The following is a 12,298-nucleotide window of genomic DNA, read 5'->3' as shown; positions in this document are numbered from 1 at the left end:
CCCTCACCTACCCTCACCTTTTTCCTTTTTCTTCCTCAAAAAAACGGTGGGAAATTTGAAAAAGACAGTTATCTTTTTCAAATTTCCCACCATGTTTTTTTAATCGCTTCTTATAAAGACATCGAAAATTCGATCCTACAACCTAACGCATTTATGATGCGATAGAAGGTAGAAACCTTAGGTTCTGTCTGACCACTTTCCACTCTTGAAATATAAGAACGGTCGGAACCGATACGCCGAGCTAACTCTGCTTGAGTAATCTTAGCCTTTTTCCTTGCGTCTTCGATAATTTGCCCGGTGTAGAAAGCATACGCTTTTTCTTCTGCTTCCGCACGAGTAACAGTTCCTTCCTTACCAAAACGCTCATCTATTAATGCGCTGACGTTAAAGAATTCCTCATTTGTTTTTGCTTCCATAATACTCCTTTCTTAATATCTTTGCTTTTTCAATTTCTTTCTTTGGAGGTCAATATACGAATTGTTGTTCAACTATACAACAATCGTCTTTTTATTTTATATTATTTTTCCTCAAATTCTCCGGCACGCTTTTTCTTCTCATAAGACACCAGCGTCTCTACACTAAGCGTTTTCCCATTCTTAGGGCTTATCACATCTACAACGCTTGCTAACGCACGAAAAGTCTGTTCGCAATTTGCTATTCCGTCATACGTCAACCTACCCCGATTGATGGCATCGAGCACAACAGAGACATATTGCTTCGGATTTCCCCGATACTCGATGATGACAGGCGTGAGATGCGACATCTCTCGAGTCAGTTGACTGACGATTCTTTTTTTTGGTCGAGCAGATCCATTAATTTTTCACTATGCACATTGATTTGTGCATTTACTTCACGAAGTTCATCTTTCAATGAACAAAACAATTCATCATTACATGAATTTTCCATAAAACTTTTCATTTAATTGATTATAAAAAAGCCATTTCGAGGAAACATTACAATTATGATTTCCCCGGAATGGTGCAAAATACCTATTAAAAAACTATATAAAACTTTCGTCTATGTTATTACCAATTACTTTTTCTGATAGACTCTTACATAATCAACCTCATATCTCATGGGAAAGAGAGAATTGGAAGGGTCTCCGCCATTACCTCCGATAGCTAAATTTAGTAAGATATAATGTCCGAATCCATCTATATCATTACTGAAAGGATTTTCTGTATTACCATTCCAACCTTGATTTTGAGTTTCTGACGAATTTATTTCATTTAACAACTCACCGTCCAAATAGATACAAATCTTGCTGGCATCCCAATCCATACGCCATACATGATATTTATTCATCCAGTCGGCATCTCTGTCAATGAAATGAGTAAGAAGAGTTGTAGAACGATTCCAAACAGCTACCCATTGTTGCGGAGAGCTCCAACAAGCATTCGCCAATATATTCCGCTTGCCATTGACCAAATAACACTCCATAATATCAATTTCTCCATTCATCGGCCAATCCCATGTATTACCCAGTGTCCAGATTGCCGGCCATGAGCCTTCTGCAGAAGGTAGTTTTGCCCTAACCTCAAAACGGCCATATTTGAAGACATGGCTGTGTTGGGTAGTCAGCGAACTGGATGTATACTCCGCCACATTCCGGTTCGTTTTCCAGTCTTCACTTCCTGCCTGATAGTTGGGATTCACTACTTTCTCTTTCTTTCCTTCAATAATCAGGCAACCGTTGCTGACACTCGCATTCTTTTCTTGATACCATTGCAATTCTTCATTGCGCACAAAACCGGTTTCGTAGCTCCATTCGTTGCTTGGCTTACCATCGATATTGAATTCGTCAGACCAGGCTAATTGATAACCGTCATAATCCGTTATCGCTTCATCTTTATCCAAAGGATGGTATTCTTTGCCTGCGCCTAACGTTTTCACTTGTTGCGCATAGCCATAATACTCCTTATCACCTACTTTGAGATAGGGTCTGATATAGTAGGAAGTATTCTCGGACAACCCTTCCAGTTTCATCTTGAAAGAAGAGAAATCATTCTTTCCCGAACCAGAATACACCGATTTTTCATCCGAAACCGTAGGCGTCACTACTCCCTGCGAATAACAGATTCCTTTATCCTGAACGGACAAGTCGCCCGTTCCCGCAGCCTTTACCTCAATAGTAGAAGTAACTTCGTGACTGTCAATCTTGTCTATTGTCATAGAAAGAGTTACGCTTATCTTCTCACCCGGAACCTCATTGTCGGTTGTGCTACCACAACCGATCAATGAAAACAGAAAAGAAGATATGAACAAAAAAATCAATTCATTACACTTCTTCATTATCTTTTTCTTTATTGATTACTTTCGTTTATTTCCATAATTCGTTTTGTTCCAGATTCGGATTTGCATCCGTCTCATGCAACGGTATCGGCCATACGTATTCCATTTCGCCCCGATAATTGCGATATTCATATTGAAGTTGATTATCCGCAGCTTCCTTATTAATCCGATCCACTGCATTCTTCAACTCTTTCCAACGATAAAGGTCAAATAAGCGTAAGCCCTCAAAAGCAGTTTCCACTCTGCGTTCGTGGCGAATCACCTCTCTCAATCCCGCTTGATCCAACTGTCCGTTTTTACTTTCTATCTCTCCCACTGTATGCATCTTCACCCTGTTTCTTACTTCATCGACCAATCCTACTACTTCATCATAACTATAACCACCTTTTTCCACCAATGCTTCAGCCAACGAGAGCAAGACTTCCGCATAACGTATGATATAAAAATCCTGCCCGCTATCAAAAGAGCCGGAGCTACTTAAAGAAGGATTAAAATATTTCAAGACATAAAGAGTTGAGTTAGAAGGGGCAGATCCACCATAAGCATTAGGCCATTTATCGTTCCAACCATCCCACGGGGTAAACAATGTTACTTTCAGACGAGGGTCACGATTGTTATAACGAGTAGTATTAGGATCATACCTTTTATTATTTTATAGATACATACAAATCAATGAATTATATTTAATAATACTTTCTATAAGTAACAAAATAGAAACAAATTTACAATAATAAAATATGTTTTTATTATGAAGAGATATTTTTGTATAGGAAGCATTCTCTTATGTTTTTAAGCATGATAATCTAAAAAACATCTATAATATTTGGCTTTATTATTCTTATTCTTTAACTTTGGGAGAATGGTTTTATTTTCTTCTCTTTCTTCCCCCCAATAAAACTATTATTATAAAATATTTATTGCCATGCTGGAACAGAAGAATATAATCGTAAGTATAGCTGGGGGGCTACTCTCCTCATATCAAAAGGTCTTATTAAAACAGACAATAAACGACCATCACTATTTTGAACTGGTTCTTGATATAGAGACTGGTGAATTATATGATACCCACACACTAGAGCGCAGTAAAGACTGGGTAGGAGAAAAAGTGGAAATAAATTTCGGAAATAAGCAATTTATAGGAATTGTAACACAAGTATCTCTCAAACGAAGTAGTGGTAATTATGGATGCCTCATTGCTTCTGGTTATTCCATGACTTTCTTACTTGAATCAGATTTGCATTGTGCTTCATGGTTGAATAAGACACTGGCTGATATTGTGAAAGAAATTTGTGATAAAGTAGGATTAAGTGTGTTAGTAAATCCCGAATATAAAGATCCTATAGAGTACGAATCCCAATACATGGAAAGTGATTTTGACTTCCTTCGCCGCTTGGCACGACAGTATCATGAATGGTTCTATTATGATGGACGCCAATTAGTGTTTGGAAAGCCCCAATTACCTTCTGCAATACCATTGACTTATAATCGCGATATTTTCAGCATGGATATGAATATTCAGGCCATAGCACGACCATTAAAAGTGCAATCATATAATTCAAAGGTAGCTCAAATGTATGATAGTACTAGTCCGAATGTACCACAAGGTCTTAACTCTTTAGGACAATCAGTTTTTGGTTCGTCAATGAAAATGTTTAAATCCCCTTCTGTTCAATATTCAGAAATGAGAATAACCAATGCGAGTGAGTTAAAATACTATTTACAAAGGAAACAACAGAGTGATAGTGCTGCATCTCATTATATTAATTGTGAGACTGATAACACTTGCATTGATTTAGGAAGTGTGGTATCTATACAAACCTCTATTCATGTCTATAAATCAGAGTGTGTAGAGAAACTTTTAGGTTCATATTTTGTAACAGAAATAACACATACTATTGAATCTGGTAATAATTACCGCAATCAATTTTCGGCTGTAAGTTCTTCTGTTAATTGTCTTCCTGTTCCTAATGTTCCTCTACCAGTGGCTCAAACACAACAGGCGGTGGTAATAGACAATGAAGACCCCAAAGGGCAAGGGCGCGTGCAGGTAAAGATGAACTGGCAATCTGGAAACATGAAGACCTCATGGATACGTGTCATGACCCCTGATGCCGGAAGTAGTGATTCCGTTTCCAAAAACCGTGGATTAGTTTTTATTCCAGAAAAAGACGATATTGTGCTTGTGGGTTTCCGTTATGGTGATCCCAACAGACCTTTCGTGTTTGGAAGTCTGTTCAATGGAATTACAGGCACAGGTGGTGGCAGTGGAAACAAGAAAAAAAGTCTGACCACTAGAAGCGGATGTACTATTACCATTGATGATGATAAAGGCAGTGTTACGATGAAAGATAAATCCGGGAATAGCTATAGCGCAGACGGAGACGGGAATATAGTCGTTTCAGCTTCCAAAAGTATTAAATTATGCGTTGGAGAAACTATGATAATATTGGACTGTGACGGTAACATTACCTCCAATGCACAAAATAATATATCAGAAAATGCGGCAAATAATATATCACAGCAGGCAGATAGCATAGACAGTACTGCTGTCAATGAATATAATATTAATGGCACTGATGTAACCGCTACTGCTGAAGGTAGTGCTATGATTTCAGGTGGCACTTCAACCACAGTTGATTCATCAGGTACAACAGCCGTTACGGGTTCAATCATTAAACTTAATTGACAATGAGCAATTCCATACAACATATAGCAGACAACATGCTTAGCATGTGGGAAGAAGCCATAAGAAATCCGGTGAAAATGGTGCGCATCGTAATTAATCCTGGGGATGAAATTATGATCAAGGCTTTTTATGACTATATGCTGGCTATAGACAGTGATGAAGAAGATATGGTATTCGTTTTGGAATGCCCTTTTTTTAACCCTGCTACTTTTTCTAAAGAGCTCCTTGAATATGTAGAGACGCAAATTATACTTTGGAATGAATCAAAGAAGCCGGGAAATATTGTCTTCGAACATATTGAATGGAAACCAGATTACAACATAGAAGATAAAGAAAATCAAGCTATGCTGGCAGTCAGCAACTTTAACAGGTTGACTGAAATTCTTGTCGGTGATATAAATGTAAAGTGCAGTTTTATTTTCGACGTAGGAGAAGTATCAGACAATGAGTCTTGTAAGGAATGGTTCAGACAAGCTCTATCACTACCATTCCATAAACAGATGATTTGGGGCATAGCAGACATAAAAGGATTTGAGTATTTCAATAAGTTCCCGACTCTTTTTCCACATGATTTTATTTCAATTTATCCACCGATAGACATAGATGGAGCTATGGAGCAGTTGGCAGAACAAGCTGCTAACTACGACCGCAATGATCCTGCTGCATCCAAATTCAGGCTTGCACTGATAAAACTGATGAACAGTGTTAAAAAGGGGGATTCAGCCCAAACAGACAGATATTCAAAAGAATGTCTGGACATGGCTCTTGTAAATGTAAAGAATGACATTAACTGGCTAAGCCAATTTGTTACAGTATATACAATATTGTATACAGACAAGATAATACGTAAGGATGTGGATGCCGCCCTATATTTTTCAGGCAAAGCCATTGAATCTGCACGGCTAGGCATTGGCAAACTTGATCCGTCGCTGGCATTCCGACTGCTCGGTAATACATTATTTGGAAAGGGAGGGATACTTGTTCGGAAATCTGAATGGACGGAGGCGGCAGAAGTTTATCAGCAAGCTGCTGACGCATATAAGAACTGTAAAGATTACCTTATGCAGGCAGAAGCCCTCAGGATAAGCGGATGGTGCTGGGAAAAGAAACATGAAGATGGATGTGCTGCTGACTGTTATATTGAAGGATTCCGACTTATAGAGAAACTCTCTTCTGATTTGATCAGAAACTCATCTTACCCCTTACTACTGCTTAGTTTATTGCATAATTCCAAACGTATGGAAATTCTTTCAGATGATAAAATGGAGAAAATATTAAGCAAGGTACTAGGTAGTGATTGGAAAGATTATTTATATGAGTACAAACGAAATTTAGGGAAACGTTATGAACCAGGACAATGATATACAGAATTTTATGGGAGGACTTTCAGAAAAAATATCCGTTTTTTTTGACAAGAACCATGATATTGCCTTTTTAGTTTTTATCGGAGTCTTTGTTTTTTTGCTGATTGGCAATATTTTAAACTGGAAATGGACCTATGAACCTAAAAGTTGGGTTGGGTATTATTGGCTTGATCTTTTGGGACCAACTGCTTATCGTTTTTGGAATGCAGCTATATTGGTTGTTATAATAATTATATTATTTATTATCTATTTTCATACATATTAACTACTATGTCATTAAGAGAAGATGGTTACTTTGAACAAGTCAGCGCACAGCTAGAGTCAACAGTTGGTGCCCAATTTTCGGATGTGACTGACAGTGCATCAGAAAATGCCGAGTCTGGGGTTTCTCCTTCTGTTAATGCGTTGGATGTAGGTATAAAAGCAGCGACTGCCATAGGCGGTCTTCCTGACAACGTAGCGGAAGCGACAATTCTTCCGGTAATAGGTGCGCTTGGCATCAAAGGACAAGCTTGTCTTCCAATAGCCAAACAACTTGATCCAGTAATTGGCATAGATATACATTTGGTAACAATGCCTCCTTCCCCGGTTGTTCCTATGCCACATCCTTATGCCGGGATGCTGCTAAAGCCTCAAGATTTTCTTGCAGTATCCATAGCGACATATATAGTACCCAAATTGCTTCCGCCTAAAAATGAATCAGAGACTGCCGATGAATCTAAAATTCGTGACATTAAGCAGCTAGGCATAAATATGGCTGTAAGCAAAATTGGAGCGACTGTCAAAATTGGAGATTTTCTTCCTCGTGCTGTAGCATCAACTGCAACAAGAAGTATTCCTCATGTTCCGATGGGAGCTGGATTCGCTATTCCTTCACGCCCTATACCTAAAAACAATGGTCATGCGTTTATGGGAAGTCTGACTGTGCTTGCAGATGGTTTACCTCTCTCAGGAGGAGGTGCACACTTGCATCTTGACTGTAATGATTTGGGTATTCCAAGCGTGCATAAAGTAACCGGTCAATTTCTTCCCACAGGGATTATCAATCCAATTCCATTGGCAAAACCAATTCTGACCAATCCTGTACCTATACCGTTAAACCCAGTGGATGCACTTGCGAAGAAATGTATGGGTGCTTTTGGAAGGCTTTACAAAAAGAAAAATGCAAATGCTGCCAAGCGTTTGCATGACATGGTCAACGAAAAAATAAAGAGCGGAAAACTAAAGAATATGCTGCATAAGACCATCTGTACCGTAACCGGGCACCCAGTGGACGTGGCAAGCGGCACATTTTTCACTGATGAGGAGGACTTCTGGCTGGACGGCCCGATTCCTCTCTCTTGGGAACGTACCTGGTACAGCCGAAGCGACTATCAGGGACCGCTTGGCAATGGATGGCATCATACATACGATATGGGTATTGTGGTGGAGGACGGCTTACTTACCTTACGCATGTCCGATGGAATACCTGTGGCTTTCCCGATACCGACAGAGAAGAAGCCCTCGTTCATCCGTGCAGAACGCAAGGAAGCCAGAAAGGAAAAGGAAGGCTACTGCATCTGGGATATGGACGAAGACCTATACTACCGTTTCACCCAGAAAGAATACGACACCGTACATCTGCTGGAGAGCGTGTCGGATACAAACGGATTCTCCATAAGGTTCGGGTACAATGGTAAAGGAAACCTGAAAGAAATTACCGACAGTGCGGGAAGAAAACTTGTCGTGGAATGCGACGAGCGTAACGGACGCATTCTGGAAATAAAAGGCCCCCACCCTGAAAACAAGGGAGAAGAAATAATCCTTACATCCTATGAATACGATGCGGAGGGAAACATGACATGCCAGCGTAATGCCGTGGGCGATGCCATGCGGTATGAATATGAGGGGCGGCTAATAGTAAAGGAGACATGGAGAAACGGTCTTGAATGGCATTTTGAATATGATGGGAAACATATTGGTTCCAAATGTATTCATACTTGGGGCAGCGGAGGAATATACGACCATAAACTAAAATATAAGGATGGGGTGACGGAAGTTCTTGACAGTTATGACAAACTGACAATATATCACCACCAAGATGGTCTGGTGTACCTCAAAATAGATGCAAATGGTGGCGAATACCGCTGGAAGTATGATTCGGACAGAAAACTGCTTCAGAAAACAGATCCTGTCGGCAACAGCAATCTGTACAAATATGACCAATGGGGCAACTGTACAGACTTTGCAGAATCCGGCGGTGGAAGCGTATCAGCCGAATATTTTCATAAAGAAACATTACGTAACAGACCTGCAAGCATAACAACAGCTGACGGTGGTACATGGAAATTCGTGTATGATAAAAAGGGTAATATAACTAAACGTAAGAATCCTGAAGGAGCCTGTACAATCATAGAATACAACGAAGGTCTGCTTAAACACATTACAGATCCGTATGGAAAGGTTACAACACTGTCTTACGATGAGGAGAAAAACTTAATACTGGTATCTGACAGCCGAGGCAACACCTCAAGCTACCGCTATGACGGACTGGGACGCTGCACGCAGGTGACAAATCCTAAGAGAGCAGTACAGACAAGACGCTATGATGCCATAGGACGCGTGACAGAGGTGGAGGATTTTGACGGGAACCACATACACCTGAGATATGACGGAATAGACAACCTGCTGGAATACCGGGACGACCTGCAGAAGGTGGAATACACCTACTCGGGCATGTGGAAGCTGACACACCGCAAGGACAGCCGGGGCGTGGTGGGTTTCCATTATGACAGGGAAGAACGGTTGCGCCACGTGATAAACGAGCGGATGCAATACTATGAGTTCGACCTTGACGACGTGGGCAACGTAATTCGGGAAACAGGGTTTGACCGGGGAATAAGGATATACCAGCGTGACATAGCCGGACGTGTAACTAGTGAAAAGTTGCCGAGCGAGATCGTACGGGAATACGAATATGATAATGCATCTAGGGTAACAAGGGTGTCGTATGTAACCACGGATGAACCAGACCAAACCTACCGGTATGGAATATCGGGAAGGCTAATGGAAGCCACACGGGGTGAAAGCCGCGTGGAGTTTGCCTACAACGCACTGGGACTGCCGGTAACGGAAACGGCGGACGGTGAAACAATCACACGCACCTACGACAAGACCGGACAGATACTGTCCCTGCAGAGCACGCTCGGGGCGAATCTGGAATACAAACGCAACGACTTCGGAGAACTGATGGAGTTTCGGGCCGGAGACGGCAGCGGGAACGGTGAAATGCCGTGGAAGTCGCAGCACAGTTACGACACACTGGGCTTTGAAATAGAACGTATGCTGCCCGGAGGCGTAATGCGAAGTTTCGTTTATGACAATATTGGCCGCCTCGTGGACGCACGCACGAGAAAGGATGCGCAGACACGCCATATGCGCAGCTACCGCTGGGGCAAGGCTGACCGACTGCTCGCAACGGAAGATAGCAGACGTGGAACGACACGGTACGGGTACACTCCGAACGGACAGCTGGAATATGCCGAGTACGGAGACGGAACGGAACAGTGGAGAAAGAGCGACAGCCTGGGAAACCTGTACCCCGACCCGGACTGCACTGTACGTCGCTTCCTGAAGGGAGGAGCAATGGAACAGGACGGAAAGTGGCACTGCAAGTATGACAAGGACGGAAATCTGACAGAACGATACATCGGTACGGGAAGATGGCTGGACGGAAAGAAGGAACACTGGAAATACAGGTGGAACGCTGACGGCTCGCTGGCAAAGGTGGTACGACCTGACGGAGAGGAAGTGACATTCGAATACGACGCTCTAGGAAGAAGGCTCTCCAAGAGTTTCGGTACGACCGTGACACGCTGGATGTGGAACGGGAACGTGCCTTTGCACCAATGGATTCAGCATAGAACTTACTCTTGGAATGACAGTAACTGGGAAACGAAACGGGAACACAGTGGAAGACTCCTCTGGCTGTTTGACGAGAGATTTTTTGTACCTGTCGCCATGATAAAAGAAGGCAGGGCTTATTCCATACTGACCGACCATCTGGGTACGCCTACCGAGGCATACGATGCGGAAGGTAATGAAGTATGGAGTAGAATACTCGATATGGATGGGAACGTCATTGAGGAGACTGGTAACAAGGGAATGGTACCGTTCCTGTTCCAGGGACAGTATTATGACTGGGAGACGGGGCTGGCGTACAACAGGTTCAGGTACTACTCGCCGAAGATGGGCATGTATGTCTCGCAAGATCCAATTAGACTGGCTGGCGGAATACTTAGCCTGTATGGGTACGTTGATAACACTAATATTGTTATTGATTTATTTGGACTTAGTGGTCGCGGTAGTTCTACACACCAGAATATTCAGAACCAATTAGCAATAGATTTAGGTGAAAATGCTGAAATCGAAGGGCAAATTAAATTAAAAAATAAAAAATCGAGGTTTGGTGATGTAGTAGTCCGAAATAATGATGGAAAAATTATTGAGGTACATCAGATTGGAGAAATGCGTTCTCGCGGAGGATTTAGACCATCAGCAAGAGAACGAGGTGCTATTATGGACATCAGAGAGGCTTTAGGTGATGAGGTGAGAATAGTTTTCCATGATAAAAGGCAACGAGTAACACTTATTAATCCAGATAAAGCAGATGATTGGAAGGAACCGAATAAAAAACATAGAAAAAATTCATATAGCTAATTATGAGGTCAATGCAGTTTTGTTATTTTGCGGATAAAAAAGGAGAAGAAATTGTAAGGAAAGAACTATTAGAAACATTAGGTTCTCTTCTTGTGATGAAGTATTTGTCAGGCACAGATAACATTGTCGAAGATACAGTTAATTTTGTATCAAATTTTAGCGAAAGATCATTAATAACATCCACAGATGTAAAGAATTATCTTACAACAGACGAAAATGGTCATCTAAATCTTTTCAATAACCCTGTTATTGAATACAAACCTTCAAAAATAAAAGATGAAGGTATTTATTTGGAAGGACGTTTGGCATATTTTGCTGGAGACAAATATCCAGAATTAAAGAAAATAGTTCAATCGTTATTCAGAAAGTTAAAAAAGTATTGTTGGAAAGATAAACAATGGCAAATTTGGGTATTTGAAACTGTTGGAGATGAAGCAACCGTTTTTATACCCAATAGAATAGTCAGTCTAAAAAAACAATAGACATAAGTTTTGATATCTAAGGGAAAATAATAAATAAACTATTATGTCAGATGTGGGTTATTTCGACAGCGTAAGTGTGAACCTGAAGGCCTGTGTTGGGGCGCAGGTAAAGGACATCTCTGAGGGCACAAAGGTGAACTCCGCCACCGTCGTATCCCCTTCGGTCAATGCGCCCAATACTGGCGTGAAGGCTGCGGTGGCTCTCGGCGTTCTTGCCGGGAACCTCTGCGAATCAGCTATTTTCCCCATACTGGGTGGAAGGGTATGACCTGGCTGTCCGTGTCCAAGCAGCTCGACCCTGTCATCGGCGCGGACATCCACCTCGTGACGGTCCGCCCACTCTCGTCGTTCCCATGCCTCACCCTTATGTAGGGGTGTTGCTGAAGCTGGAGGACTTCCTCGCAGCTGCCTGTGCCTCGTACCTTATTTCTCCTCCGCAGAATACGGGAGACGCAGATGTCGCAACTCTCTCCGAAGTGTCATATACCATCAAAACGGTGCTCGAAGGCATGCTGGTATAAAAGGTACTGATGGAGTAAGATTTGGTAAAGGAGATACAATAATCCGTATCACACCTAAAGGAACACAAAAGCCTACAGTAAGAGGAATCGAGCAAATAGGTATAGAAGATTCCTCTACTCTATTATTAGGATATGAAAGTAATAATGTAAGAGGAAATAAAATAAACGGAATTAGGGATAAAAATAGTGAGAAGGGCAAATTGTACATGCGTAGTGCAGAGAAAAAACTTAAAAAAATGTCTCTTTCTGATCGCA

10 protein-coding genes and 1 pseudogene are annotated in these 12,298 nt (G+C 41.5%); 6 read left to right on the top strand and 5 right to left on the bottom strand.

Annotated features, from left to right (window positions below):
- Window positions 1-110: 110 nt before the first annotated feature.
- From KFO40_RS15010 to KFO40_RS14995, 5 genes and pseudogenes are all read right to left on the bottom strand, one after another.
- On the bottom strand, window positions 111-416 hold the full coding sequence (locus tag KFO40_RS15010) for a helix-turn-helix domain-containing protein (protein WP_004308790.1): 306 nt from the start codon (window positions 414-416) through the stop codon (window positions 111-113).
- Window positions 417-517: 101 nt separating this feature from the next.
- Complete coding sequence (locus KFO40_RS15005) at window positions 518-763, bottom strand: hypothetical protein (protein ID WP_004308791.1); 246 nt, start codon at window positions 761-763, stop codon at window positions 518-520.
- 8 nt (window positions 764-771) lie between these two features.
- Window positions 772-906 (bottom strand): hypothetical protein, encoded by a 135-nt coding sequence (locus tag KFO40_RS25830; protein ID WP_008643149.1) that lies wholly within the window; start codon window positions 904-906, stop codon window positions 772-774.
- Between the two features lie 126 nt (window positions 907-1,032).
- The gene (locus tag KFO40_RS15000) at window positions 1,033-2,292 is read right to left on the bottom strand and encodes a family 16 glycosylhydrolase (RefSeq protein ID WP_008643147.1); all 1,260 of its coding nucleotides are present in this window, start codon (window positions 2,290-2,292) and stop codon (window positions 1,033-1,035) included.
- Between the two features lie 28 nt (window positions 2,293-2,320).
- Window positions 2,321-2,920, bottom strand: a pseudogene (locus tag KFO40_RS14995) (RagB/SusD family nutrient uptake outer membrane protein); the annotation flags it as partial.
- A gap of 294 nt (window positions 2,921-3,214) precedes the next feature.
- Between KFO40_RS14995 and KFO40_RS14990 the strand changes: the two are divergent.
- The 6 genes from KFO40_RS14990 to KFO40_RS25895 all read left to right on the top strand — a co-directional run bounded on the left by KFO40_RS14990 (window position 3,215) and on the right by KFO40_RS25895 (window position 12,043).
- The gene (locus KFO40_RS14990; protein ID WP_211146521.1) at window positions 3,215-4,978 is read left to right on the top strand and encodes a type VI secretion system Vgr family protein; all 1,764 of its coding nucleotides are present in this window, start codon (window positions 3,215-3,217) and stop codon (window positions 4,976-4,978) included.
- Window positions 4,979-4,980: 2 nt separating this feature from the next.
- On the top strand, window positions 4,981-6,339 hold the full coding sequence (locus tag KFO40_RS14985; RefSeq protein WP_211146520.1) for a hypothetical protein: 1,359 nt from the start codon (window positions 4,981-4,983) through the stop codon (window positions 6,337-6,339).
- A gap of 13 nt (window positions 6,340-6,352) precedes the next feature.
- Window positions 6,353-6,607 (top strand): immunity 17 family protein, encoded by a 255-nt coding sequence (locus KFO40_RS14980; protein WP_211146519.1) that lies wholly within the window; start codon window positions 6,353-6,355, stop codon window positions 6,605-6,607.
- Window positions 6,608-6,612: 5 nt separating this feature from the next.
- Window positions 6,613-11,040 carry a DUF6531 domain-containing protein gene (locus KFO40_RS14975; RefSeq protein WP_248005590.1) on the top strand — a complete coding sequence of 1,476 codons (4,428 nt, stop codon included), beginning with the start codon at window positions 6,613-6,615 and terminating at the stop codon, window positions 11,038-11,040.
- An 11-nt stretch (window positions 11,041-11,051) separates the two neighbouring features.
- A complete protein-coding gene (locus tag KFO40_RS14970) occupies window positions 11,052-11,522 on the top strand; it encodes a hypothetical protein (RefSeq protein WP_248005589.1) in 471 nt (156 codons plus the stop codon).
- Window positions 11,523-11,776: 254 nt separating this feature from the next.
- Complete coding sequence (locus tag KFO40_RS25895) at window positions 11,777-12,043, top strand: hypothetical protein (RefSeq protein WP_211146517.1); 267 nt, start codon at window positions 11,777-11,779, stop codon at window positions 12,041-12,043.
- The last annotated feature ends 255 nt before the right edge of the window (window positions 12,044-12,298 follow it).

The sequence above is a fragment of the Bacteroides sp. 1001302B_160321_D4 genome, assembly GCF_015667765.1.
Classification (GTDB): domain Bacteria; phylum Bacteroidota; class Bacteroidia; order Bacteroidales; family Bacteroidaceae; genus Bacteroides; species Bacteroides xylanisolvens.
This window is presented reverse-complemented; position numbering and strand designations above follow the sequence as displayed.